The 23,482-nt window shown below is 68.7% G+C and carries 32 protein-coding genes, 1 tRNA gene and 6 pseudogenes; 5 read left to right on the top strand and 34 right to left on the bottom strand.

The window, feature by feature from the left end; genetic code table 11:
• The 27 genes and pseudogenes from P0Y41_RS00385 to P0Y41_RS00260 form a co-directional block, all read right to left on the bottom strand.
• Positions 1-735 (bottom strand): hypothetical protein, encoded by a 735-nt coding sequence (locus tag P0Y41_RS00385; RefSeq protein WP_284062025.1) that lies wholly within the window; start codon positions 733-735, stop codon positions 1-3.
• 3 nt (positions 736-738) lie between these two features.
• Positions 739-1,218, bottom strand: a complete 480-nt coding sequence (locus tag P0Y41_RS00380) for a class-II aminoacyl-tRNA synthetase family protein (protein ID WP_284062024.1) — start codon at positions 1,216-1,218, stop codon at positions 739-741.
• Positions 1,219-1,512, bottom strand: coding sequence for a hypothetical protein (locus P0Y41_RS00375; protein ID WP_284062023.1), 294 nt, complete (start codon positions 1,510-1,512; stop codon positions 1,219-1,221). It abuts the gene before it with no gap.
• A gap of 85 nt (positions 1,513-1,597) precedes the next feature.
• The gene (locus P0Y41_RS00370) at positions 1,598-1,759 is read right to left on the bottom strand and encodes a hypothetical protein (protein ID WP_284062022.1); all 162 of its coding nucleotides are present in this window, start codon (positions 1,757-1,759) and stop codon (positions 1,598-1,600) included.
• 2 nt (positions 1,760-1,761) lie between these two features.
• Positions 1,762-2,544: a hypothetical protein gene (locus P0Y41_RS00365; RefSeq protein WP_284062021.1), complete on the bottom strand. Its 783-nt coding sequence runs from the start codon at positions 2,542-2,544 to the stop codon at positions 1,762-1,764.
• Positions 2,541-2,894 (bottom strand): WDGH domain-containing protein, encoded by a 354-nt coding sequence (locus P0Y41_RS00360; RefSeq protein WP_284062020.1) that lies wholly within the window; start codon positions 2,892-2,894, stop codon positions 2,541-2,543. Before P0Y41_RS00360 ends, P0Y41_RS00365 begins: the two co-directional genes overlap by 4 nt.
• Positions 2,887-3,450 carry a hypothetical protein gene (locus tag P0Y41_RS00355; RefSeq protein WP_284062019.1) on the bottom strand — a complete coding sequence of 188 codons (564 nt, stop codon included), beginning with the start codon at positions 3,448-3,450 and terminating at the stop codon, positions 2,887-2,889. The genes P0Y41_RS00360 and P0Y41_RS00355 overlap by 8 nt, the downstream gene beginning before the upstream one ends.
• Positions 3,447-4,064, bottom strand: a complete 618-nt coding sequence (locus P0Y41_RS00350) for a hypothetical protein (RefSeq protein WP_284062018.1) — start codon at positions 4,062-4,064, stop codon at positions 3,447-3,449. Before P0Y41_RS00350 ends, P0Y41_RS00355 begins: the two co-directional genes overlap by 4 nt.
• Positions 4,061-4,747 carry a hypothetical protein gene (locus P0Y41_RS00345; protein WP_284062017.1) on the bottom strand — a complete coding sequence of 229 codons (687 nt, stop codon included), beginning with the start codon at positions 4,745-4,747 and terminating at the stop codon, positions 4,061-4,063. The genes P0Y41_RS00350 and P0Y41_RS00345 overlap by 4 nt, the downstream gene beginning before the upstream one ends.
• Positions 4,744-4,944 carry a hypothetical protein gene (locus P0Y41_RS00340; protein WP_284062016.1) on the bottom strand — a complete coding sequence of 67 codons (201 nt, stop codon included), beginning with the start codon at positions 4,942-4,944 and terminating at the stop codon, positions 4,744-4,746. The genes P0Y41_RS00345 and P0Y41_RS00340 overlap by 4 nt, the downstream gene beginning before the upstream one ends.
• Positions 4,941-5,201, bottom strand: a complete 261-nt coding sequence (locus P0Y41_RS00335) for a hypothetical protein (protein WP_284062046.1) — start codon at positions 5,199-5,201, stop codon at positions 4,941-4,943. Before P0Y41_RS00335 ends, P0Y41_RS00340 begins: the two co-directional genes overlap by 4 nt.
• Complete coding sequence (locus P0Y41_RS00330) at positions 5,198-5,971, bottom strand: hypothetical protein (RefSeq protein WP_284062045.1); 774 nt, start codon at positions 5,969-5,971, stop codon at positions 5,198-5,200. The genes P0Y41_RS00335 and P0Y41_RS00330 overlap by 4 nt, the downstream gene beginning before the upstream one ends.
• Complete coding sequence (locus tag P0Y41_RS00325) at positions 5,968-6,099, bottom strand: hypothetical protein (protein WP_284062014.1); 132 nt, start codon at positions 6,097-6,099, stop codon at positions 5,968-5,970. The genes P0Y41_RS00330 and P0Y41_RS00325 overlap by 4 nt, the downstream gene beginning before the upstream one ends.
• Positions 6,096-6,257, bottom strand: coding sequence for a hypothetical protein (locus P0Y41_RS00320; protein ID WP_284062013.1), 162 nt, complete (start codon positions 6,255-6,257; stop codon positions 6,096-6,098). Before P0Y41_RS00320 ends, P0Y41_RS00325 begins: the two co-directional genes overlap by 4 nt.
• The gene (locus tag P0Y41_RS00315; protein WP_284062012.1) at positions 6,250-6,465 is read right to left on the bottom strand and encodes a hypothetical protein; all 216 of its coding nucleotides are present in this window, start codon (positions 6,463-6,465) and stop codon (positions 6,250-6,252) included. The genes P0Y41_RS00320 and P0Y41_RS00315 overlap by 8 nt, the downstream gene beginning before the upstream one ends.
• Positions 6,458-6,691, bottom strand: coding sequence for a hypothetical protein (locus tag P0Y41_RS00310; RefSeq protein ID WP_284062011.1), 234 nt, complete (start codon positions 6,689-6,691; stop codon positions 6,458-6,460). The genes P0Y41_RS00315 and P0Y41_RS00310 overlap by 8 nt, the downstream gene beginning before the upstream one ends.
• A gap of 99 nt (positions 6,692-6,790) precedes the next feature.
• Entirely contained in the window at positions 6,791-6,940 is a 150-nt protein-coding gene (locus P0Y41_RS00305) for a hypothetical protein (RefSeq protein ID WP_284062010.1), read from the bottom strand.
• Positions 6,933-8,426, bottom strand: coding sequence for a DNA cytosine methyltransferase (locus P0Y41_RS00300; RefSeq protein ID WP_284062009.1), 1,494 nt, complete (start codon positions 8,424-8,426; stop codon positions 6,933-6,935). Before P0Y41_RS00300 ends, P0Y41_RS00305 begins: the two co-directional genes overlap by 8 nt.
• Entirely contained in the window at positions 8,414-8,725 is a 312-nt protein-coding gene (locus P0Y41_RS00295) for a hypothetical protein (protein WP_284062008.1), read from the bottom strand. Before P0Y41_RS00295 ends, P0Y41_RS00300 begins: the two co-directional genes overlap by 13 nt.
• The gene (locus tag P0Y41_RS00290) at positions 8,718-9,227 is read right to left on the bottom strand and encodes a hypothetical protein (protein ID WP_284062007.1); all 510 of its coding nucleotides are present in this window, start codon (positions 9,225-9,227) and stop codon (positions 8,718-8,720) included. The genes P0Y41_RS00295 and P0Y41_RS00290 overlap by 8 nt, the downstream gene beginning before the upstream one ends.
• Positions 9,228-9,418: 191 nt before the next feature.
• Positions 9,419-9,895 carry a hypothetical protein gene (locus P0Y41_RS00285; RefSeq protein WP_284062006.1) on the bottom strand — a complete coding sequence of 159 codons (477 nt, stop codon included), beginning with the start codon at positions 9,893-9,895 and terminating at the stop codon, positions 9,419-9,421.
• Positions 9,892-9,999, bottom strand: coding sequence for a zinc ribbon domain-containing protein (locus P0Y41_RS17950; RefSeq protein WP_390214545.1), 108 nt, complete (start codon positions 9,997-9,999; stop codon positions 9,892-9,894). Before P0Y41_RS17950 ends, P0Y41_RS00285 begins: the two co-directional genes overlap by 4 nt.
• Positions 10,000-10,185: 186 nt before the next feature.
• Positions 10,186-10,260, bottom strand: a tRNA-Val gene (locus tag P0Y41_RS00280).
• A 95-nt stretch (positions 10,261-10,355) separates the two neighbouring features.
• Positions 10,356-10,631, bottom strand: a complete 276-nt coding sequence (locus P0Y41_RS00275) for a ubiquitin-like small modifier protein 1 (RefSeq protein ID WP_284062005.1) — start codon at positions 10,629-10,631, stop codon at positions 10,356-10,358.
• 75 nt (positions 10,632-10,706) lie between these two features.
• Positions 10,707-11,216: a DUF8167 domain-containing protein gene (locus tag P0Y41_RS00270; RefSeq protein ID WP_284062004.1), complete on the bottom strand. Its 510-nt coding sequence runs from the start codon at positions 11,214-11,216 to the stop codon at positions 10,707-10,709.
• 158 nt (positions 11,217-11,374) lie between these two features.
• Positions 11,375-11,851 (bottom strand): annotated as a pseudogene (locus P0Y41_RS18105) (DUF8167 domain-containing protein); the annotation flags it as partial.
• 146 nt (positions 11,852-11,997) lie between these two features.
• Positions 11,998-13,218: pseudogene (locus P0Y41_RS00260) on the bottom strand (potassium channel family protein).
• Between the two features lie 113 nt (positions 13,219-13,331).
• Here P0Y41_RS00260 and P0Y41_RS00255 point away from each other — a divergent pair.
• Positions 13,332-14,339: pseudogene (locus tag P0Y41_RS00255) on the top strand (NAD-binding protein); the annotation flags it as partial.
• A 213-nt stretch (positions 14,340-14,552) separates the two neighbouring features.
• Here the strand turns inward: P0Y41_RS00255 and P0Y41_RS00250 are convergent.
• From P0Y41_RS00250 to P0Y41_RS00245, 3 genes are all read right to left on the bottom strand, one after another.
• Entirely contained in the window at positions 14,553-14,936 is a 384-nt protein-coding gene (locus tag P0Y41_RS00250) for a DICT sensory domain-containing protein (protein WP_284063430.1), read from the bottom strand.
• Positions 14,937-15,250: 314 nt separating this feature from the next.
• The gene (locus P0Y41_RS17945; RefSeq protein WP_432764894.1) at positions 15,251-15,475 is read right to left on the bottom strand and encodes a DUF7344 domain-containing protein; all 225 of its coding nucleotides are present in this window, start codon (positions 15,473-15,475) and stop codon (positions 15,251-15,253) included.
• A gap of 312 nt (positions 15,476-15,787) precedes the next feature.
• Complete coding sequence (locus tag P0Y41_RS00245) at positions 15,788-16,513, bottom strand: guanosine phosphorylase (protein WP_284062003.1); 726 nt, start codon at positions 16,511-16,513, stop codon at positions 15,788-15,790.
• 122 nt (positions 16,514-16,635) lie between these two features.
• On the opposite strand from P0Y41_RS00245, the gene map reads away from it, so the two are divergent.
• Positions 16,636-17,529 (top strand): type II methionyl aminopeptidase, encoded by an 894-nt coding sequence (map, locus tag P0Y41_RS00240; protein ID WP_284062002.1) that lies wholly within the window; start codon positions 16,636-16,638, stop codon positions 17,527-17,529.
• Positions 17,530-17,637: 108 nt separating this feature from the next.
• On the opposite strand, the gene P0Y41_RS00235 is transcribed toward map, so the two are convergent.
• Positions 17,638-17,838 carry a DUF7835 family putative zinc beta-ribbon protein gene (locus P0Y41_RS00235; protein WP_284062001.1) on the bottom strand — a complete coding sequence of 67 codons (201 nt, stop codon included), beginning with the start codon at positions 17,836-17,838 and terminating at the stop codon, positions 17,638-17,640.
• A 117-nt stretch (positions 17,839-17,955) separates the two neighbouring features.
• Here P0Y41_RS00235 and P0Y41_RS00230 point away from each other — a divergent pair, with 117 nt between their 5' ends.
• Both P0Y41_RS00230 and P0Y41_RS17940 read left to right on the top strand, forming a co-directional pair.
• Positions 17,956-18,501, top strand: coding sequence for an HIT family protein (locus P0Y41_RS00230; protein ID WP_284062000.1), 546 nt, complete (start codon positions 17,956-17,958; stop codon positions 18,499-18,501).
• Positions 18,407-19,523, top strand: a pseudogene (locus tag P0Y41_RS17940) (DUF7351 domain-containing protein). Before P0Y41_RS00230 ends, P0Y41_RS17940 begins: the two are co-directional and overlap by 95 nt.
• 21 nt (positions 19,524-19,544) lie before the next feature.
• On the opposite strand, the gene P0Y41_RS00220 reads toward P0Y41_RS17940, so the two are convergent.
• On the bottom strand, positions 19,545-21,086 hold the full coding sequence (locus P0Y41_RS00220; protein WP_284061998.1) for an amidohydrolase: 1,542 nt from the start codon (positions 21,084-21,086) through the stop codon (positions 19,545-19,547).
• A gap of 96 nt (positions 21,087-21,182) precedes the next feature.
• On the opposite strand from P0Y41_RS00220, the pseudogene hmgA reads away from it, so the two are divergent.
• Positions 21,183-22,408, top strand: a pseudogene (hmgA, locus tag P0Y41_RS00215) (hydroxymethylglutaryl-CoA reductase (NADPH)).
• Between the two features lie 40 nt (positions 22,409-22,448).
• Here hmgA and P0Y41_RS00210 read toward each other — a convergent pair.
• Positions 22,449-22,814: a hypothetical protein gene (locus P0Y41_RS00210; RefSeq protein ID WP_284061997.1), complete on the bottom strand. Its 366-nt coding sequence runs from the start codon at positions 22,812-22,814 to the stop codon at positions 22,449-22,451.
• Positions 22,815-22,856: 42 nt separating this feature from the next.
• Positions 22,857-23,380, bottom strand: a pseudogene (locus P0Y41_RS00205) (DUF5817 domain-containing protein).
• Positions 23,381-23,482: the final 102 nt, after the last annotated feature.

The raw sequence follows: 23,482 nt of genomic DNA, 5'->3' as shown, positions 1-23,482 counted from the left end.
TTACCGCCTCGCGGCGTCCATGCGGACCACCGCGCCCAGCCCCTCGATGGAGCCGGTGGCTGCCGAGTAGGGGATCGACAGCAGCGCGTTGGCCGCCGGTTCGGGCTCGCCGTCGCCGTCGACGTCCTGCATGAACGCCGCCGTGTACGGCGCGTCGACGTACAGCGAGAGCGTCCAGTCGGTCGGGACGTACCGCTGCCAGTACGACCGCCCGAGCGAGAGATTCACCGGCTCCTTGGCGTTGTCACGCAGGTGCAGCTTGTTGATGAGCCGCGAGTCGACGGTCTCCTTCGTCCCGTTCGGTGCCTCCTTGACGAGTTCGAGCTGGGCCTGATCGCCCGCGGCGTAGTAGACGCCCAGCGTGGTGTCGGTGCCCCCGCTCGTGTAGTCGAAGGTGTTGGCGTCGTAGTCCACCGAGTCGGGCTGCACGACGGAACCGCCTTCGTACAGTAGCAGCGAGGTGTCGACCGCTCCGGAGTCGATGAGGTCGTGCGAGAGGTTGAACGTCTCCTGGTTGTCCGCAGTCCCGTCGGTCGTGAACTCCTGGTACGCCATGATGGCGTACTCCGTGGCGTTGGTCTCGCGGAGCATGTGCGCCCGGTTGACCTGCACGGAAGCGACCTCGGTCCGCTCGCCGGGCGTGCCGGCGGTGAAGTCGAAACTCGCCTTGGTGAACTCGTCGCGGTTGATGCTGGCCGACTTCAGCCGCGAGCGCACGGCGGATTCGTCCGCCATCGCTCAGTCCCCCCCGGACCGGACGGTCACGGCCTTGTCGTCGAAGTAGAACTCCGAGTTGTCCCAGTCGATCTGCTCCGAGGACTCGAGGAACACCTCGACGCTCTCGATGTCCTCGACGACCAGCGCGGAGCCCTTGAGTTCGACACGGGTCCGGTCGCGGTACTCCTCGTTCTGCTGCTCCTTGATGCTCAGACGGCGGAACGTGCCGATGTTCGAGAGCTTGTAGGAGACGACCTGCGGCTGATCGAGGTGGGGTGCGTCCCATCGGATCGTCACCTCCGTGTCGAGCGGGAGCGGGTCGTCGTTGGAGTCGCGGAGCTTCGCCTGGATGGGGAAGCCCGCGCCGCCCATGTTCGAGATCTCCAGGACCATCCCGTCGATGGGCGAGAAGCCGAGGACCGAGGTCGCCTGATCCACGACGTTGGTCTTCTCGGTGGCCTCGACCTGCCGCGTGCCGAGGTTGGAAAGCGTTTCAGTCATCTACGCCCCCACTCCCTGAACCGTCGACTTGATGTCGAACCGCTCCGCGGCCTTGTCGACCGTGTAGAGGCCGCCGCCGATGCTGATCTCGTAGGAGTACATCGGGGAGAGCTGGCCGCCGGCTGCGACCGCGAGCCCGTATACCTCGGGGTTGTCCTTCACCATGTCCGGCGCGACGCCGGAAGTCAGGTTCTTGAGAACCGTGGGGGCCATGAAGCCCGCGAAGATCGCGGCCACGGACTCCCACAGTTCGGTCGATGCGAGTGCGTCGAACGCCTCTGCCATGTCTGCCATGCTACACCCGGGCCGATGAGAGGGGGCGAAAAAGGCGGCCTGCGCAGGGATTGCGTCGCGTGTGTCCTGATTGCGTCGCTGGTGATCAGCGACGGCCGGGCGACTGCTCTTTCTCCCACATCTCCATGAGTCGGCGCACAACCTCGGCGTTCGAGAGCTCGCCGCGGCGGTGCTCGCTCAGGTCCTCGCGGATGTCCGCGAACTGTTCGGCGTCCTCACCGCTCAGCGTGGTGCGTTCTCGGGCCATGGTCAGAGGTTCGGGTCGTGAATCGGGTTGCCTTCCGGGCCGTAGTGTGTCGATTCCATCTCCAAGCCGCGGGTGTCCCAACGGTCCATCTCGCCGGCCGTGTTCGCGAATATCCACTCCGAGCCGATGATGTGGCCCGCGTCGTCCTCGAACTGCCGCAGCGGGACCGGCCCGGCGTCCGGCGCGTGCAGTTCCTCGGGAAGCGACGGAACGCGCGAGACGGACGGGTTGTGTACGTCGACGGGGTACTCGGCCTCGATCTGGTTCCGGTCCTGTTTGGCCTTGAACGCCCCCAGTACCGTTTCGTCACACTGTGAGACGACCGTCTTTTCCAGCTTCGCGAGCCGCTGGGTGATCCACAACGAGGACGCACCTTCACCGCGGCCGGTCGTTGCCAGCCCCTCGATAGCGTCGGGCACCTTCCCCGTCTGCGGGGCGACGAAGTGCGCCTCGTCGATGGCCGTGAGAGAGTCGCCGAGGCGACGCGCGGCCTTGATGATGCGGGCACAGACCGTCCGCCACTCCTCCGGCGGAAGGTTGTAGCGGGCGAGCACGACGGCGCCGTTCTCCGCGATGAACGACTCCCACATCTTGACGGACCACGACGCCTCCCGAGGACCGACGATGAAGTGAGAGGCGAAGCCGGCTTTCACCAGCCCGCGGTACTCGTCCTTGAAGTCGAGGACGGCGACGTGCTCGAACTCGGGGATGTTGCGCTCGATGATCGACTGCCCGACGAAGGACTTCCCGTGCCCGCTCATGGCGCCGAGGAGCCGGCGCGTCACGGCTCGCGAACTCCTGCGGCGTCCGGGTCGACGCCGGCCGCGAGCGCCACCCGGCGGTTCTTCTCGGGCGTACTGTACCCGTCGTACTCGGGATCTCGCTCGGGGAGCCAGTCGGGGACCATCTCGGTGGGGACATGCCAGCCCGCCTGTCCCTCGTCGGGGAGGTCGGCCCACACGACCGCCCACTCGTCGCCGTTCACGTCGTCGGTGTCGTGCCAGTAGCCCATCGGCACGTATGCGAGGTTGTGTTGATCGAGCAGACTCAGCGCCCGGAGCGCCAGCAGCGCGTTCAGGTTCCGCTCGCGGTACACGTCGGTCTTGTCCTTCGGTTCGCTGTCGGTCTCACTCATCCGCGTCGCCCTCCAGCTCGTCTGCGGCGTTGTGGATGACCGTACAGGCGGCGCGGAAGTTCGCTGCGAACAGTCGTTCGGCCGCCTCTCCTCCGTCGAACTCGACAACGCGATCCTCGAACGTCGCGAGGTCCACGCCCCACTTGTTCCGAACGTGGTGGTCGGCGAGCGCTCGGTCGGAGCCCTCGGCGCCGCCTTCTCGGTACGTCTCCGCCCAGCGGGCGATCTGCGCCTCCCACTCGTCGGCGTCGGCGCCGAGATACCCCTCGACGCCGTCGGTGGTGTCGAGGAGTTCGGGCGCGACGTTTTCGAGCCAGAGGTCGTCGAACGAGCCGCCGGCCATCGCGTCGATCATTGCTTCGAGCGAGTCTCGGCGCATCTCGACGGCCGGCACCTCGCCGATCACGTCCTGGTCGGTGGCGTCCTCCAGGCGCTTGGCGGCGGTCAGTACCTCGTGTTCGGCGCCGGCGATGATGCCGGTCAGGTGGTCGATCGCGCCCATCTCCTTGAGCTTCGCCATCATCTTGCGGACGGCGCGGTTTCTGATCCCCCTCATGCGGCCGCCTCACCCCCGGTTCCGCCCATCGCCTTCTCCATCAGCCGGTCGATCTGCTTGTCGAGAACGTCCGTCTCACGAGTGAGGCCGTCGCCCATCGACAGGACCGTAGCGAACAGTAGCGCCTCGTGCGGTTCGAGGTCGCTCCCGACGCCCATCATGTCCATCGTCTCGTTGAAGTGGTCCGCGAGGTCGTACTGCTCGAAGTGGTCGCGCCCCAGCTCGTTCTCGCCGCCGTGCTTGCGGATCTGGGCGTTGGTCACGGACTTGACGACCGAGACGTACATCTCGCCAGCCTTCGCGACCGACGCATCCGGGTTCGCATCGTCCGCCATGCTGCCCGGCTCGGTCGGTTCGGCGGCGTCGTCGCCGGCGTCCTCGCTCTCGTTCTCGTCGTCGGCACCGGCCTCCGCCTCAACATCGTCGGGGTCGATGTCGCTGGGGACGATCGCCTGCTCGTCGCTCTCGATGTCCGGCTGTTCGTCGCCGGTGTCGCTACCGCCCTCGGTAGCGGCCCCTTCAGGGGCGCTTTCGGCCCCCTCGGGCGCCCCCTCGTCGGCGCTCTCTTCAGCCCTGCCGTCTGGGGATTCGGCTTGCTCTTCGGGGTCGCTCATGCGGTCAGACCACCCCCGGACTCGCCGGCACCGGCTTCAGGGGCCGCTTCAGCGCCCCCCGGTTCCGCCCCTTCCGCGCCGCTTGAGCCGGCTGGATCGCCTGATTCGCCTCCGCCACCGTCGGCGGTGACGAGGAGCACCAAGAGCACCGCCCCAAGGGCCAGCCCGAGCAAGAGTGGAGGGGACACCCCGCCGATAGAGCCGGCAAGCAGGCCCCCAGCGGCGGCCGCTTCCGCCCCTGAAGCGCCCCCTCCGGCGCCGCTCTCGTCGCCTTCGGAATCGCCTTCCGAAGCGCTGCCGTCGCTCGATTCGCCTTCGCTGTTCCCCTGCTGCTGTTGGTACTCGTCGTCGGTTGCCATGCTGTCGTCGGTAGCACCCCCTTCAGGGGCCGCTTCGGTCGCCTCGGATTCGGCGCTCTCGCGCCCCTCTCCGCCCTGTTCTTCGCCCTTCTCCCCGCTCTCCTCGGCCGGGGACTCGGTAGCGGGGCCCTCGGGGGCGCTTTCGACCCCTTCGTCGCCCCCCTCGTCGCCCGGCTCTTGAGCTTCGAGCTCGGCTCGCAGCGCCTCCTTGTCGGCGTGGGGATCGTCGCTCATCGCGTTGATGTGCGAGCGGACACTGTTCGCGGTCTTGAACTCGCCAGTGCCGAAATCGCAGTCGTCGGCTGGGCAGGTGTGGCCGCTCATAGGTCCATGTGCTCGGCCGCACCGACGCCCTCAGCCATCGCTTCGAGGAACTCACGGAACTCGCGCGGGTCGTCGAAGTCCGGGAGCGTATCGGGCGAGAGGTGCGCTTCTGCGATGAGGTCGCCATCCTCGACAATCTCGGCGCTCCAGTAGCCTGCCTGTACCTCGGTCGGGTCGCTGATCGTGATCTGTGTCATGTGTCTGCCTCCGTAGCTGCTCGTTCGGTTTCGTCACTCACGCCGACGGGCGTCGAACCCGCACCGTCGACGGCCGCCTCTCGTACGTCCTCGCGGTCGCCGGCGGTCACGTCGTGACCGTGTTCGGAGTGGTCTGCATGGCACTCCTCGCAGGTCGTCGCGACCATCCGCACAAGATCCGTGAGGTCGGCGTTCGCATCCTCCAGCTTCGTGAAGTGGATCGGCTCCAGCCCCGCGTCGGTTCGGATGCCGTTCACCGCCCGCGCCGCGTCGTTCGCGTGCTCCAGCGACTCGCGCAGCTTCTCGATGTGCTCGGCGACAGCGTCGGTCGCGTTGAGATAGCCCCGGACCGACCGGAGGTACGCACCGACACGCGCTCCTCGAGATCGTCCGGCGGCGATAGCGGGCTGGCATCGTCGTCGGTCGGCCCGTCTCCGGGTGCTGGGTCCGGCTCCGTGAGCAGGTCGGATACCTCCGCCTCCGAGTACCCACACGCCTCTTGGAGGAACTCGCAGGCGTCGGGGTCGCCGTGCTCGCAGTGGCCGCGGGCGTGGTTGCAGCCTTCGGCCTGCTCGGTGGCGGCTGCGTTCGCCTCCCGGTCGGCGTCGCGCTGGTCCGGATCGGCGCGGGCGCCGCCGCCCTCTTGGCCGGCGTTCTCCATCACCTCGCGGTGCTCGTCGACCGTGAGGGTCGGGTCGACGTAGCTCGTCCAGTCGCTCACACCGTGGCGGGCGGCCAGTCCCTTGATAGAGCGCGCCCAGAGCACGTTTGCCCGGCCTTTCGAGAAGTCGAGGCGCCCGCGTTCGGCGTCGGTTAGGTCGACCTGACCGGGGCCGCGGTCCTCGCGCTGGGCGGTTCCCTCGTCGGCCTCGGCGCGGAGTCGGTCAAGGAGCGTGTCGGGCGTGTCGCTGACGAAGTGGACCGTCCGCATCCGCTTGTCGTCGTCCACGGGACAAACGAGATCGGCGTGCTCCTCGCGAGCGCGGTCCGCAGCCGCCTTCGAGCCGAACTCGACGGCCTCGCTCACGTCGGCCCCTCCATCGCTGCCAGCGTTACCGCGGCGCCGATGATCAGCCAGAACAGCGTGACTACAACGGCAAACGTGATAGCCGCTGCACACCCTGCGGCGATGAACGGCCCGCTGAAGCAGGTCATGTCTCACCACCCGGACAGATGTATCGATAGCAGATCCGCCCCTCGCCGTCGCGGGTCTGCTCCATCTCGTGCTCGAAGCCCGGCCGGCCGCAGTTGGCGCAGTCCCAGCCCGGCGTCCGAACGCCTGCCTCCTTGGCCTGTTCGTACGTCTCAGGCATTGATACCCTCCGTATCCGACTCTTCGATGAGGGTGACATACTGACCGAGCATCCCGACGGCGAGTAGCGCCAGCGCGATCCCCTGACCGACCCCGCCCCAGTAGCCGAGCGGGTCTGTCGGGAACCTCGCGACCAACATCGCACCGACGTTGAGGCCGAGGATGCCGGCCGTTCCGTAGGCCCACACCAACGTCCATGCGTCAGTCATCGCCCAGCTCCTCGCCGGTGTACGCTTCCAACGTCGAGACGGCCGAGGCGGGCGCGTCGTCGCGCTCGTCGATCTCGCCGGGCTCACCGGCGCCGCGGTACTCGATTCCGTCCGCGGTGTCCTCGAAGGTGTGCGGGAACGTCTTGCCGGTCGCGTCTTCGACAGAAACGACGTGATACGTTCGCTGGGTTCCGTTCTGCTTCTCGTGGAGTGTTTGCACTCCCATGTTCGCGTGAACGGTGGTTTTGCCTACAAGTCTTGTTAGTGATGTATTCAGCTATGGAATTAATCACTTGCGACCGTAAGAAGGAGTCGCCGGCGGGGCCTACAGGTAGGTCTCGCCGTGGTCGAGGTGATCCGCACGGGCCATGTGCCGGCGGTGCTCTTTCACGCTGTTCTCGATGTTCCCGCAGCCGAGACAGCGGATCCGCGACTGAGGAATATCTGTGTCGTCTACTGCATCCGGCTCAGTCATCCGCCGGAGCCTCCTCGGGACTGCCGTAGCTGTTCAGACTCGGGGCCGTCGACGTGAGGGCCTCGTTGACCAGTGCCCGGGCAAGGTTCACGGGGACAGCGTTCCCGATCTGTGCCGTCCTCGACGCCTTCGTGTCGCCGACAAACTCGTAGTCGCTCGGGAAGCCCTGTGCCGCGGCGAGTTCCCGCGGCTGGAGCATCCGGTACCGGAGCCCGAGCCCCAGCGGTGAGAGGTTCGGAACGCACAGCGCGTGCCGATCCTTCGTCGTCACCGTCGGCAACGGCTCGTCGACGGGTGCCGTGTCGCTGTTCCCGTAGTATTCGACGAGGAACGGCGAGACCAGGTGCCCGTCGTGGTTGCTTGCCGTCACCGTGTGAAGCGGCCGGTCGTCTGCCTCGTAGGTCGCGTTCGAGTGAAGCCCGCGAGCCGGCAGGTTCCGCGGCTTCAACGGCTGCGCTTCGATGAAGTGAACGGCGCCGCGCGTCGCGATCGTCGGCACCGGCTCCGTGTCGGCGTCGAGAGCACGGGCGTTCGACTGCTGGCCCATCACCATCCGAGTTCCGCCGTCGGTCGCCGCGGACGCCGTCGCGGACACGAGAAACGGCTCGTCGCGTTCGTCGAGCGCGTCGGGTAGGTCGTCGACCGAAACGACATCCTCCTGCATCCGTTCGATGTCGTCGGGGCCGATCCCGGCGACCACGTCCGCGTAGTCGGCGAGGTCGTCGTCACAGTGGTCGCGGATACCCTGTGCGATCCGCTGCATCGTGTTGTTCGAGAGTGGCCGCGAGCGCGTCCAGATGGACGATCCGCGGTCGCTCCAGTCGATCACTTCAGCGGCCGACCGCCACGGATCGCGGTCCTCGCCGGGCGACTCCGCGTGTGTTGGTTCCGGGTGGGTAGCACGACCGCCACGGCGGGCGACGACGAACAGCCGACGCCGCGAAGTCGTGTCGCCGTAGTCGGCGGCGTTCAGCACGTCGTAGTCGACCGAGTAGCCGAGCGAGTGGATCACGTCGACCCACGCCTCGAACGTCTCGCCGTTTCGCGTCGGCTTCCCGTCGTCGTCGATCGGTCCCCACGACTTCAGTTCCGGGACGTTCTCGACGAGGACCGCCTCGGGTTGCGTCTTCTGAACCCAGTCGACGACGTGCCACGGGCTCGCGCGGCGCTGTTCGGAGACGGGTTGCGATCCGTGGGCTCTGCTGAAGTGCGTACACTCCGGGCCGGCGACGAGCAGGTCCACGTCGTCGTCACCAACGACCTTCGGCGGGTGCAGCTCCTCGACTTTCGCGTTGTGATGCTCGGCCCACGGGTGGTTCCGCTTGTGCGTCGCGATCGCGTCGTCGTCGTGGTTGACGGCGATCAGTCGCACGTCGTAGCCGAGATTTTCGCATTCGAGTGCGAGCCCGTGGCTGAATCCTCCAGCGCCGCAGAACAGGTCCACGGCGGTCAGGTGAGAACCTCCAGATTCGTCTATATCGCCCATGGTTCCACCTCGATGTCCGACAGCGGCACGTAGCTCCAGTTCCAGCGCCCGTTACTGTTCACGCGATTGATCGCGAATCCGATGGACGTCTTCTTCCACTGGTTGTTGAACTCAGCAACGCGCCACATGTTGCCGTTGGCGCTCTGAAGAACCCACGAGAGTGTCCCGTGGGGACTCTCCAGCCGCAGGCATTTCCCGGTCTCAGATGGCGTGATGGCGGCACGTAGCGACTCGTGCGACGGACAGTAATGGTCGTCGAGCGCGAGTTGAGAACCTCCCGCGTTGTGATCATCAGTCATCGGCGGGAACACCCCCACGCCGCGCCTCTCGGCGCTCGGCCACGGTCCGGTGCCGGTGGATCCACTCGTCGGGGTCGGCCGCGGGCGGCTTCACCCGGACGTAGGTCTTCGAGTGCCGGACGCTCGGCCCGTCGCCGGACAGGTTCACGTAGCCCTCTCGCTGGAGCCGGTGGGTGAAGGCATCGAGACTCCCCTTCTTCACGTCGGCCTCGTTGGCGACCGCGCTGTCGTAGTGGTCGAGGGTCAGCTTCAGGTCCTCGTTCGCGAACGCCAGCAGGGCGTCGTAGACGCGCGCCAGTGTGTCGTCGTCGGGACGGAACTCGTCGGAGGTGTCGCGACCGCGCTCGCGTCGAACGACGGCCTCCATGTGTCGGCGGAGGTCGTCGCTCATGCTGTCGCCGCGCTCGTCGAGCACGTCCTGGTAGTCCTCCTTCAGTTCGGCGTCGCACCGGACGGACAACTGCGCGCTGTCGTTGCTCTTACTCTGTTGGTTGCGAGGCATCAGATAGCCTCCGTGTGTAGCAGGTTGGTGTTCGTGTAATACGCAGACGGCGACGGGGAACGGGCCTCCGCTACACACCCCCGGGGAGGGGGTAGCGCGGGGTTCGTGCGCGCCCTCGGGTGTGCGCGCTCGCGAGGACCGCCGGAACCGCCGTCGCTGACGGGCCGAGACGGTCGCGAACGGCCGATCCGTCATCTGCGACCCTCCCCGCCGACGCGGCGGTCGCCGACGGCATCCTCTCGAAGCGCCCGATCGATCTGGTGGCCGCCGTCCGGTAGGGCCTCACCTGACGGTGTGTCCTCGACGGCGGTCGACGCGATCCGGACGCGCTCGCCGGTCGTCGTCTCGCCGCCGATGAACGCGGCCTTGCGAAGCGTGCAGAGATGAGCGCATGGCCCGTCGTTCCAGTGATAGCCCTCGCAGTCGCACCAACCGACGAACGCGCCGCTCTCGTCCGCGAGGGCGACGCTGTGTGCGTCCTCTCCGTCCGGGAGAGACACACGCCAGCCGTAGGTGCTCGCCCGCTCGATGAGCGCGTGCAGGCCGTCGGCGCGGTCCCACGAGGTACCGCCCATCGCGGCCTCGAAATCGAGCACGTCGCCGCTGACGGCGTCGGAGACCGTCACCTCGGCCGCGTCTGGAAGCGTGCGGCGGTCGTCGGTGCTCACCGTTCGTCACCTCCAGGACACTCGGGACAGACGCGGCGCGGGATCCCGCTGCCAAACGGCGTCCGTGTAACGAGTCGGGAGCCGCAGCTCGGGCAGTAGCTCACGGAGAACACCTCCCATCATCGAGAGCCGGACACCGCTGATCGTCCTCACCAATCGGGGAGCCGCAGACCGTGCAGATCGGCGCGGGAAGCGCCGACAAATCGACGCGACGGGTGCGGCTCACCGCCGTTCACCTCCGTGGGATAAGGAAGAGGCTACCGGCTGTCGATTCGTGATAGGGTCAGAAGTGGGTTGGGGCGGATTTGAACCGCCGGCCTCCTCCATGTCAAGGAGGTGTCATAACCGGACTAGACTACCAACCCATCCGCGCGTGCTTCGCACTCGTCGATTCCGCAGGGACATAATTAAGACTTCCGAAAGGGTGGCGCCCCGGGGCGCCGTCCCACGGTTTCCCGCATTACCCGCCGCTGACTGGCGGGAACAGCGCGAGTTCGTCGCCGGCGTCGACCGGCGTGTCGAGTCCCTCCGCCTTCCGAACGTCCTGCCCGTTTCGAAGGATGTTGATGTGCCCTCTGAGGTCGCCGTCCTCGTCGAGCACGCGAGCCGCGAGCGCGGGGTGTGTGTCCAACAGCGCATCCAGCGCCTCCCCGACTGTCGCGGTGTCCTCCGCCTCGACGGTCGGCTCCGACTCGCCGGCCGCCTCTGCGAGGTCGGCAAACAGCTTCCAGTTCATACCCCTTCGTCGCCGTCGGGCAATCAAGAGCGTTGCGCCGTCGCATCCACCGGTCTCGTCGATCGAACGTCTCAGTCAGTCGGCGGTACCCGTTCCGTCCGCCGATCGTCGTTCGGTCGCCCGCCGTTCGATCTCGCGGAGCACCTCCGGTCGGGCGATCACGTACACCGTCTCGTCGGCCGTCAGCGGCCGACCGCGAGCCGGGATCGGCTCCACCGACCCGTCTGTCGGTTCGACGGCGACGACGGACCCGGGCACGTCCCCGACTGTCGTACCCTCGAACTCGCTTCCCGCAGCGACGGTGATGACGGCCATGGTCTCGTCGGCACCGCGCAGCAACGACGCGAACTCGCGGTCGGCACGGGGACTCGCCGGCATGGTGATCAGCCGGTACGTCCCGTCGTCGTCGAAGGCCGAAACGTCGTCGTCGTCGACGGCCAACGTCACCACGTCGCCGGCACTGGCACGCAGTTCCCCGGTCGCGATCCGTTCGGCCTCGCTCGCCGGGAGTGCCGCCGCGGAGCCGTCGTCGGCCTCCGAGGGCTCCGCCGAAGCGGGAGCGGGCGGCTCCGGGACGCGCCACACCTGTACGATGTCTCCCGGACCGCCCCCGTTGGGGGGTCCGCGCGGATCGCGACGGCGCGCGTTCCCGGACCGAGCGTCGGGCCGATCCCCGCGATGCGGCGGCCGATACCGAGGTGAGTCACGCTGTCGCCGTCGAACTCGGCGTCGGTGTGCCCCACGTCGTACTCCTCTTTCAGTCGGGTGAGCAACGCCTCGTGGAGCGCTTCTCCTGAGAGGCGCTTGGGGAACAGCAGCGTCTCGCCGGCGAGTAGTTCCTTCGTGTCGTCGTCGACCGGGTCGTACCCGTCGATATCGGCGATTTCGTCTGGCAGCGTGACGGTGCGGATCCGCCCGACAGTCCGCGCGAATCGACTGAGTTCGCCCTCGACGCGGTCCCCGCCGGTGACGGCGGTCACGTTCGTCGCGAACCGGTCGCCCACGCGTCGCCCGAGGGGCGCGGTTCCGGCGGCGATGAGGAGACTGACGACGTTTCGCAGCACGGCCATCGGCGCGAACGGGTCGGCGGTCGCGATCCCCCCCACCGGGATGACCGTCGAGAACAGCCCCACCGTGTTGAGGTACACCGCGACCACCGCAGTCCCCAACAGGGTCGTCAGCCCGCGCGGCACCGGTTCACTAACGAACCAGCGGTACGCCGCCGCTGCGACGGTCGCAACGAGGAACGACGCGACCGCGAAGCCGGCGAGTCGGGGAGCGTTCACCAGATCGAGCGCGTCGGCCACCGTTTGCAGCGGCGCCGCGGCGAGCGATGCACCGCCGATCGAGCCCGGTGCCGTCGGACTCACGTCGCCGCCTCCCGACCGAAGCGATCGAGGTCGTCGCGGGTCCCGACGGCGATGAGATCCGCCCCGGCCTCGGGCGTCACGTCGCCGTCGGGCGCGAGCCGCCAGCGGGCGCCGTCGCGAACCGCGAGCACGGCCACGCCGTACTCGTCGCGGACGGCGGCGTTGCCGAGGCTCACGCCGTCGAGCCCCCTCCGCGCGGACGGTCACGCGGCGGAAGCGCTTGCCGGCGCGTCGCAGCAGCGAGAGCAGTTCGAACTCGCGTCTAACGCCGCGTGACCGGACGACGACGCGGCGCACGTCGGCGGCGAGGAGCCGGGCCGCGGACGCACGGTCGACCGCGAGCGTGAGCCGTCCGTCGCCCCCGGTAGTCGTCGGCGACGCCGGAGGGGCTTGGGGTCGGTCCCGCCGTCGCCGGCCGGGGTCGCGTCGCTCGCCTTCGCGCCGTCGGTTTTGGCGGCCACGACCGAGCCGTCGACGGGATCGCCGTCGGCCACGACGACGGTCACCTCGTCGCCGCGGGCGAGTCCGGTCGGGACGAGCGCGGACACCGAGACGGCGCGCTTCCCCTCGGGCACGCGGGTGGAGATGCCGGCGGTGGGCGGCGCGGCGGCGACGGTGGCCGTCCCGCGCTCGTCGAGTCGCACCGTCACCTCCGCAAGGTCGAACTCCGACCGGAGGCGGTCGGCCACCGCCGCCTCTAATTCCCCCAGCGACAGATCCGCATCGAACACTTCGGTGAAGGCGGCGATCGACGAGCGGAGGTCGGTCGGGAGCGCGGGGTAGCCCTCGATGTCGGCCACGTCGCCGCCGACGGTGACCCGAACCTTGCCTCGTCCGGCGCTGAGGTCGATCACGTCCGTGGAGAGCGTCCGCTCGGTGAGGCTCTTGAGCGTCACTCGCTTCGGGAGCGCCGCCCCCATCGCGTCGCCTTTCGCGTGGGCGTACAGCGAGATCATGAGGACGACGACGATCGCGATCAGCAGCGCCGTTCCGTTCGCCGAGTTGCGGATCGTCTGGTCGTTCAGCGCGAGGAGTCCGCCGTTGACGCCGGCGATGGCGAGCGAGAGCACGACCACACCGAACCCGGGTATCGAGACGCTGGTGAAGTATTTGAACGTGAAGCCGAGCGTCCACGCGACGAGCGCGGGGACGATCCCGGTCAGCAGGCCGAGGTAGACACCGAGTAACACTTGGACCGGGAGCGATGAATCGACCATGCCTCCCGGTGACGGCGGGAGCACAAATTCGTACCGGGAGACCGTGTTGTGTGGGGTGACCGTCGAGATGCTGTCCCGCACTGTTTATCAGTGCTGGCCGGGTGATTCCGGTAATGACAGGGCTGCGGAAGCGACTCGGCGGTCGGCTTGCTGTGGGGCTCGTCGGCGCCGCCGCGCTGCTGTCGGTGGTCACGGGGATCAACCGGATCGTCGCGCCGCCCGGGAACCGACTGCCGTTCGTCGCGCTGTTGCCCGAGGAGGCGACGCTGCTCGCGGGGTTTACCGGCGCGATCACCGGGTTCCTGCTCCTGATCGCTGCGTATCTGCTCAGGCGCCGACTCCGAGCGGGGTGGTTTGCCGCGGTCATCCTCCTGCCGTTGACGGCGCTGCAGGGACTTGTGGGATCCACGCGGATCGGCCTGCTGCTGGCGCTGGTATCGCTCGTTGCGCTGCTGTCGCTCGCGGTGGACCGCCGCCCGTTCTCCGAGGAGATCGACTTCACCCCGACACAGTGGGCGGCGCTCGCCGGCCTCGTCGGCTCGCTCGGCTACTCGACGGCCGGCGCGTACGCGCTCAACGAGGAGTTCACCAACCTCGCGACGATCACCGACGCGGTGTATTTCTCGGTCGTCACCGCCTCGACCGTCGGGTACGGCGACGTTACCCCGACATCGCCGCTCGCGAAGTGGTTCGCGATGTCGGCGCTCGTGCTCAACGTCGCCGCCTTCGCGGTGGCGCTCGGGGTCCTGTTCACGCCCGCGATCGAAGCCCGCCTCACAACCGCCCTTGGACGCATGACAGACACAGACATCGACCTACTCGCCGACCACGTGCTCGTGCTCGGCTACGGCGAACTCACCGAACCGCTCATCGACGAACTGATCGAAGCGAACGTGCCGTTTCTGGTCGTCACACCGGAGGAGTCGGTCGCACGCGTGCTCGCCGAGCGCGACGGCGTGCACGTGCTCACCGCGGACCCGTCCGACGAGGAGGCGCTCGAGCGCGCGAACGTCGGCGACGCCCGCGCGGTCGTCGCCGCGACGAACAAAGACGCCGAGGACGCGCTCTCCATTCTCACCGCCAGACAGCTCAACCCGGACGTGACGATCGCGGCGGCGGCGACCGACCGCGAGAACGTGAACAAGCTGAAGCGCGCGGGCGCTGACATGGTGATCTCGCCGGCGACGATCGGCGGTCACCTGCTCGTCCAATCCGTTCTGGGGGCGGAGACTCGGAGGCACTCGCCCGGCGCCTCCTCGACGAGGAGTGATCGAGGGGCGGCGCGGACCCGGACGAACTGCAATCGGTTCCCTCCCGTCGGGAACGACCGCCGCTCACGCCGCGGTCACCGCGGCCGCGATCTCGGCGACTATCGCAGCGTCGTCCGTCCAGAAGCCGGTGTAGCCGTCGGAGTCCTCCCGAGCGACGAGCCCGCAGGCCTGTCCCTCGTCGCCGCCGTCGAACGCGAGGACCCAGAACCGTTCGAGTTCGTCGTCGACCGCGTGGTACCGAACTCCCGGTATCGGCGGCACGTCCCAGTCGTCGACGCCGTGGACGTGAACGGACAGGTCGGTGTCGGCCGCGAGATAGCTGTACACGCCGACCTGCGGCCGGAACGCAGAGAACCGCTGAAAGCTCGCGCGGAGCGTGCCGGTCCCGACCCGATGGGCCCGGTCCTCGATCTCGCGGCTCACCGCGAGCAGCGAGCGCCGGCGCATCGACGTGAACAGCGTGTCGTCGAACAGTTCGAAGACCGCGCGGTACCCGGGCGAGACCCCGTCGCGATCGCCCGGACGGACGATCGGTGGGTCGAGGAGGTCGTCCAACTCGTCGACGCTGATCACTCCGAGGAACTCCCCGCCGCTCTCGATGAGCACGAACGGATCGGGCCCGAGGGGCGGCAGCGTTCGCACCTCGAACGCCACGCCGTGAGCGTCGAACAGCGACTCGATCCCGGTGGGTTCCGCGCCGCGGTAGACGGTGAACGCGTGTGCGGTGGTCCGGGCGTTCGCGAGCAACGAATCGAGCATCGTCACTCCCGGGAGAGAGACTCGGCCGCGACGCTCCGCTCGAGCAGTTCCTCGACGCGCGGATCGAGCGGCCGCGGCGCGACCCTTCCGGCGGATCGGTCGTACTCCACCAGCCCGGCATCGTCGAGGGACGGCAGGTGAACGTGCCTGAGCGCGATGAGCAGTTGGTTCCGGTCGCTCGGGGTTCGCATCGCCCCGGCGTCAGCGGCGTCCCACCCGCACAACACGGTCGCGAGTTCGTCAACGGAGATTCCGTCGGGGCCAGTGTCTTGGACCGCCGCTGAAGCCGTCGTCGCGCCCTCGAGGCGAACGCGCGGTAGAGCGCATCGTCCGCCAGCGTCACACTCCACTCGGTCTGTTCGCCTTCGTCGTGCTGGTCGGCAGCTATCCCGTCACGGCCCATAGTATTCAGATAAAGGATGGTCATCCGGCAAAGCTTCTTCGACGGGATCGTGTCCGAAGATCAACCCCGTGCCCAAACGACCTTCAGCGTCGCTACAGCAGCGCTATCGCGGCCGGGTGGCGATCCGTCAGCGCCCCTACAGCGATGCGACGGCGTCGAGCGCGATGTCGATCGCGCGGCCGACGTTGTCTTTCGCCTTCTCCGGCAGTTCGTCCTCGGAGTCGGCGCCCTTCTGAGTGCCGGCGACGAGGTTGCCGTCGGCGGTGCAGATGGCGCCGGCGTTCATGCCGCGGCGACGCGCCAGCGAGAAGACGGCCGACGCCTCCATCTCGATGGCGAGCAACCCGGCGTCCTCCCAGTCGGCGACGTACTCGTCGGACTCGTTGTAGAACGCGTCGTCGGAGACGATCGGCCCCACGTGCACGTCCTCGTCGTTGGCCTCCGCCGCGTCGACCAGGGCCGTGAGCGTGTCGTAGTCGGGCACCGCCGGGTAGACTTCGTTCTCGTAGCGTTTGCTCGTCCCCTCTTCTTTCGCGGCGCCGGTGGCGACGACCATGTCGCCGATCTCCACGTCGGTCTGAAGCCCGCCGCAGGTGCCGACGCGGATCACCGTCTCGACGCCGACGTTGCAGAGCTCCTCGATGGCGATGGCGGCGGAGGGGCAGCCGATACCCGTCGAGCAGATCGTGAGATCGACGCCGTCGTAGGTGGCGTTGACGACGCGGTATTCGCGGTTCTCGGCGACGAGTTCCGACTCGTCGCAGTGGTCGGCGATGCGGTCGACGCGGTCGGGGTTGCCCGGGATGAGTGCGATCTCGTGGACGTCGCCCTCGTCGACGAGCAGGTGGGGCTGGTTTGCCATACGCCCGCTCGCCGCCCGCTCAGCAAAAAGGCCGCGGAAGCGTCGGCGATCCCCGGAGCGGCGGCGGTGTTCCACTCCGCGGTAGCGCAATCCCTTTCCCCCGCTCAGTCGAACGCTAGCGCATGAGTGCCCTCGACGAGGACGTGCTGGCGAAGTACCGCGAGGCGGGCGAGATCCTGACGACGGTGATGGGCGAGACCCGCGAACTGGTCGAGCCGGGCGCGACGCATCTGGAGGTCGCCGAGTACGCTGAGGAGCGCATCCGCGAGGAGGGCGCCGGGCTCGCGTTCCCTGTGAACATCTCGATCGACGAGGAGGCGAGCCACGCGACGCCCGAGCGCGACGGCGAGACGGAGTTCGGCGAGGACGTCGTCTGTCTCGACATCGGCGTCCACGTCGACGGGTACATCGCCGACTCCGCGGTGACGGTCGACCTCGCGGGGGAGACGGAACTGGTCGAGGCCGCCGAACAGGCGCTGGAGGCGGCCGTCGACGCCGCGGGACCGGGGGTTCCGGTCGGCGAGATCGGCGCGGAGATCGAGGACGTGATCGAAGCGTACGACTACACGCCGGTGTACAACCTCTCGGGCCACGGCGTCGAGCGCTTCGACGCCCACACCGGCCCAAGCGTGCCCAATCGCGGCGTCGACCGATCGGTCGAGTTGGAGCCGGGGCAGGTCGTCGCCATCGAGCCGTTCGCCACCACCGGCCGCGGGAAGGTCGGCGAGGGCAGCCAGGAGGAGATCTTCGAGTTGACCCAGGACGTGTCGGTGCGCAACCGCGCGGCCCGACAGGCGCTCGAACAGGTCCGGGAGTTCGACGGGCTCCCCTTCGCCGCCCGCTGGCTCGACTCCTCGCGCACCGAGATGGCGCTGCGGCGGCTTTCCCAGCAGGGCGCTGTCAAAGGGTATCCGGTGCTGAAAGAGCAGAACGACGAGTTGGTCAGCCAGGCGGAGCACACGCTCGTCGTCACCGAGGACGGGATCGAGGTGACGACGGCAGGGCTGTTCGGCTGAGTCGGCATGCGGCGCTGATCGGCGCGGGCGGCGAGAGAAGGATCGCGTGGTTCCGGGGTCGCTCCGATTCGACCCGACGAGTCGGTCGGTCGAGTCAAGCAGCCGGTCTCAGGCGTTGTTCATCCGGGTCGCGGTCTCGGACCCGCACTCGCTGCAGGTGGTGATCCGGTACGGCTCGCGGGAGAACTCGGCGTTTTCCTCCTTCTGGCTCTCCGTGCGGATCTCGACTTGCACGTCGTGCGTCGTCTCCCAGCCACAGTCGGAACAGCGTTCGGTGACGTGGTCTGGATCGGAGGGTTGGGTCGCCATGTACGGTCGCCTACGGCACTAACCCCGATAAAGCTACTACGTATGTGATAACTCTTTGCGTCGCGAGGGTGGCAGTCCGAGCGCACCGTTCAAGACGCGGGCCGGCGACCGCCGGGTATGGATCAGGTGTTCGCGCCGTGGCGGATCGAGTGGGTCGAACGCGACGACGGGGCCGCGATCGACGGCTGTCCGTTCTGCGTGCTCCCCGAACGAGACGACGACCGCGCCTCGCGCATCGTCGCCCGCAGCGAGCGCGCGTTCGCCCTGCTCAACAACTACCCGTACAACCCGGGGCACGTGATGGTTATCCCCCGCGTTCACGAGGGGGGGTTCACCGCGCTCGACGACGACGACCTGCTGGATCACGCCCGGCTGAAACAGCGGACGATGCGCGCGCTCGACGACGCCCTCGGCCCCGACGGACTCAACACCGGGATGAACCTCGGCGGAAGCGCCGCCGGCGGCTCCATCGACGACCACCTCCACACCCACGTCGTCCCGCGGTGGGAGGGCGACACGAACTTCATGCCGGTCGTCTCCGATACGAAGGTGATCGTCGAGGCGCTGGATGACACCTGGGAACGCCTCCGCGACGCCTTCGCCGAGCAAGAGGGCGCGCGCGTCGCCGGCGACGACGACGCGGTGCGCTTCTCCGTCGAGTAGGTCGCGGATCCGCGGGTTCGACCCAACGATTTTACCGAGCGCTGACGCAGATATCCGTATGAGCAGATCCGCGGAGGAGGCTATCGATCGGGCGGGCGAGGCGGACCTCGATCCGGCCGAGGCGTTCGCCCTCCTCGGCAACGAGACTCGCATCGACATCCTCCAGTCGCTGCACGAGGCGACGATCGAGCGCGACGACGACCGACCGGTCGCGTTCTCAGAACTGTACGACCGCACCGGCCTGGACGACAGCGCGCACTTCAACTACCACCTCAAGCAACTCCTCGATCACTTCGTCCGGAAAGTCGAGTGCGGCGACCCCGACGACGGCCAAGCCGGATCGGACGACAGCACGGGTTCCGACGACTGCGTCGAGGGATACGAATTCCGCACCCCGGGCTGGAAGGTCGTGCGCTCGGTGTTCGCGGGCACGTTCACCGGGCGAAGCGAGGTGGGGCCGTTCGACGCGCCCGGCGCCTGCTACGAGTGCGGCGGCGACCTGGTGGCGACGTACGCGAACGAGTTGCTGACGATCGCCTGCAGTGAGTGCGGACGGACGCCGGTCAACTACTCGTTCCCGCCGGGGGCTCGCCGACCGCACTCCCGAGGAGTTCCTCGACGCGTTCCACCACCACGTCCGCCACCACTACTGCCTCGCGGCCGACGGCGTCTGCCCGGAGTGCATGGGCCGCATGGAGACGAGCGTCGCGGCCGACACCGCGGTTCCCGGCCAGGAGATCGCGGTGCGACACGTGTGCGGTCGCTGCGACAACCGACTCACCTCCGCGGTCGGCGTGAACCTCCTCGATTCCGCTCCGGTGCTCACGTTCTTCTCCGAGCGCGGCGTCGACCTCACGACCGAGCCGTTCTGGACGCATCCCTGGACCGTCAGCGACGTGCACACGACCGTCGTGAGCGAGGAGCCGCTGCGCGCCCGGCTCGACCTGCCCTGCGGTGGCGACGTGCTCTCGGTAACGGTCGACGAAACGCTCGATCTCCTCGACGTGGAACGACGGGACTGAGCCCGGCCGGCGCGCCGACAGCTACCGGTCGTCGTACACCACGTCGCCGTCGACTGCAGTCAGCGCGACGCCGATCTCGTCAATCCGGTCGGCCTCTTCCCAGGGCGAGTCGTCGAGCAGGACGAAGTCCGCGCGGTACCCCGCCTCGATCGTCCCGAGTCGGTTCTCGTCGAACCCGGCGTACGCCGCTCCCGCCGTGTACGCCCGGAGGGCATCAGTCACGCCGAGCGACTGATCCTCGCTGGGGGCGTTGACCGCGTAGTGAACGCCCAGTAGCGGGTTCAGCGGCATGCAGTCGCTGCCGAACGCCAGTGGGGCGCCGGCGTCGAGATACGCCGGGAGGCGGTTCGCGTCGGTTCTGCGGTCGCCGAGGCGATCCTCGTAGAGACCGCCCTCGAACCCCCACTTGTGGAAATTGGGCTGCACGGAGGCGACGACGCCCATGTCGGCCATCCGGTCGATCGCCTCGTCGCTGGCGAGCTCGGAGTGTTCGATCCGGTGTCGGGAGTCGCCGGGAGCGTCGGTGTCCTCGTACGCGTCGAGCACCGCGTCGACCGCCGCGTCGCCGATGGCGTGCAGCGTCACCTGGAAGCCGTGATCGTCCGCGCGGGCGACGAGTTCGTCGATCTCGTCGGGACCGAGCACCCACGTGCCCGTCTCGTCGGGGGCGTCGGCGTACGGCTCGTGGAGCTTCGCCGTCCGTCCGCCGAAGGTGCCGTCGGTGTAGGACTTCACCGCGCCGGTCCGGACCATGTCGCTGCCGTGGTTCGTTCGAAGGCCGGCGTCGATGAGCGAGTCGAGGTGGTCGGCCCAGTAGTTGATCCGCACGCGCAGCGTGAGCTCGCCCGCACGGTCGAGGTCGCGGTACACCTGCGGCGCCTTCGACTGGCGGACCATGTCGTGGACCATCGTGACCCCGCGCTCGTTGGCGGTCGCCTGCGCGGCGCGGACCAGCCGCTCGGCCTCGGCGGCGCCGGGTTCGATCGCCTCGTAGACGGGGTCGACGGCCTCCTCGACGATCACGCCGGTGGGCTCGTCGTTCGGACCCGCCGTGTGGACGTCGTCAGCCGGCATCTCCTCGCGGAGGCGGTCGAACACCGGGTCGTTGACGCTGGCGACGTGCATGTCCTCCCGGAAGGCGACAACGGGGAGCGACTCGCTCACTGCGTGGAGGTCCTCGCGCGTGAGGTATCGCGACTCGCCCCACGTCGACTCGTCGTATCCGAAGCCGAGCACCCACTCGCCGCCCTCGACCTCCTCGGCGCGTTCGCGCAGCAACTCGACCGCCTCGTCCGGGGAGTCGGCCGCCGAAAGGTCGGCGTGAACGAGCGACCGGCCGGCGTTGAGGAGGTGCGTGTGCGCGTCGATCAGTCCGGGGAGCGCGATGCGTCCGCCCGCGTCGATCGTTGTCGTGTCGGCGCCGGCGAGGAACTCCACGTCGTACGTCGTGCCGAGGCGGACGATCCGGCCGTCGCGGACGGCGAAGGCGTCGACCGTCTCGTCGGGGTCGGCCAGCGTGTGCACCTCGGCGTTCGTGACGACGAGGTCCGCGGGTTCGGTCATGTCAGAGGCCGGGTCCGCCCGGAGCAAAACGGTTCGGGAAGCGGGCGGGTGCACGGAACCGACACGACTTAGCGGCCGCCGCCGTCACGCCGAGGTATGACCGACACCGACACCGACGCGGCCGCGCTCGCCGAGCGCGTGCGCGACAGCGACCTCCGCCTGTACGAGTTGGAGGAACACGCGGACGCCGACACCGCCGCCGCGGCGCGACGGCTGCTCGTCGAGGACCACTCCGGTGCCGATCTCTCCACCAGCGGCGAGTACGCCTTTGACGCCGCCGGCGTCGAGGCCAACATCGAGAACATGCTCGGGGCGATCCAGATCCCGCTGGGCGTCGTCGGCCCGGTCGAGATCGACGGCGGCGCGATTTCGGGCGAGCACTACCTGCCGATGGCGACGACCGAGGGGGCGCTGCTGGCCTCCGTCAACCGCGGCTGCGCGGCGCTCAACACCGCCGGCGGAGCGGGGCGCGCGTCCTCAAGAACCGCATGACGCGTGCGCCCGCCTTCCGAGTCGCCGACGTGGCCGAGGCCGAAGCGCTCTCCGAGTGGGTGCGGGAGAACACGGCCGTGCTCCGTGAGGCGGCCGAGGCGACGACGAGCCACGGCGAACTGAAGGAGGCGACGCCGTACGTGGTCGGCAACACCGTGTTCGTCCGGTTCGCGTACGACACCAAGGACGCGATGGGGATGAACATGGCAACCATCGCGACCGAGGAGGCCTGCGACGTGATCGAAGCGGAGACGACCGCCTCGCTCGTGGCGCTGTCGGGGAACCTCTGTACCGACAAGAAGCCCGCCGCGATCAACGCCGTCGAGGGACGCGGGCGAACCGTCGCCGCCGACGTGACGATCCCCCGCGAGACGGTCGCGGAGACGCTGAAGACGACGCCAGAGGCCGTCGCGGAGGTGAACACACGCAAGAACCTCGTCGGCTCCGCGAAGGCCGGCAGCCTGGGGTTCAACGCCCACGTCGCCAACTCGGTCGCCGCGATGTTCCTCGCGACCGGCCAGGACGCCGCGCAGGTCGTCGAGGGCGCGAACGCGATCACGACCGCCGAGGTCGACGACGACGGGGGGCTGTACGTGAGCGTGACCATCGCCTCGCTGGAGGTGGGAACCGTCGGCGGCGGGACGAAACTGCCCACGCAGTCGGAGGCGCTCGACGTGCTCGGGATCCGGGGCGGCGGCGATCCAGCGGGCAGCAACGGCGACGCGCTCGCGGAGGCCGTCGCGGTCGCGGCGCTGGCCGGCGAACTGTCGCTGCTGTCGGCGCTCGCCTCGAGAAACCTCTCGTCGGCGCACGCGAGCCTCGGGCGGTGACCCCGCGTCGCGACCGCGGCGCTCGTTCGCGTCGGCGTCGCTACCGCTCGTTCAGCGCCGCCGCGAGCGACTGCACCGCCCACCAGCTTCGGCGCCGGAGGCGCAGCGGGTCGCCCCAGAGGTGCGCCGCCATCGGCGCCTGAAACGCGCCGGCGGCGAAGAGAAAGACGCCGACGGCGGGGTCGACGTACACCCACGCGGCGACGCCGGCGGTCCACTCCCACACGAGCAGCGCGTACGCCGCCGCGCCGTGCAGCGTCAGGAACAGCCCCAGCAACGAGACGAACGTGGCGAGAAACAGCAACCCTGCGTACGGCGGGACGCCCTCGGCGCCGCCGACGGTGCCGGACTGCAGCGGCACCGTGACCGCGTCGGCGACGGCCACCGGTCCCGCGAGCATCGACATGGGTCGACTGGTCCGCAGTCCGATATAAACGCTCGGTCGCGGTTACAGGAGCCGATACTCCCCGCGCGATTCGCTGGCCTCCCCCGCCGCGTCAGCCGGTCGAGGATGTCGCGCGCGGCCTCGGCCGGGACGCCGTGGTCGGTCGCGTAGGCGACGATATCCGCCTCGGTTGCAGTCCCCTCGCGGAACGCGTCGCGGACGACCTCGTCTCGCGAGCGCGACTCCCCCGCGTCGTCGGCGCCGGCGGCGGCGACCTCGTCGGCGTCGAGGCCGGCGCGTTCCAGATACTCGCGATCGTCGACGACCGCCTCGGACTCCTCCAGTTCTCGCTCTAACTCGGCGACGGTTCCCGCGCGCTCGAACGCCGCCGACTGCCCCTGCTTGTCGGCCAGCAGTTTCGCTCGCGCCTCGGCGGCGGCCGCCCGGTCCTCGGACTCGTAGAACCGTTTCAGGCGGTCGGTCCGGTGGCGGGTGTCACAGCGCGGGCAGGTGGCGGAGTCCTGGTCCCGGGGGTCGGCGACGAGCCAGTAGGTGCCACAGGAGTGACAGCCGACGACCGCGTACATACTCGCGGGTTGCTCGCCACCGGTGTTGAACCTTGTTACTACACCGGCACTCGGGACCCGCTGTGGGGGCAGCTCCCGTGTGGTCTTCGAGCCCGGCCCCCA

Source organism: Halobaculum halobium, from assembly GCF_030127145.1.
Lineage (GTDB): Archaea > Halobacteriota > Halobacteria > Halobacteriales > Haloferacaceae > Halobaculum > Halobaculum halobium.
Note: the sequence above shows the minus strand (reverse complement) of the source record. Positions and strands in the feature narration are given on the sequence as shown.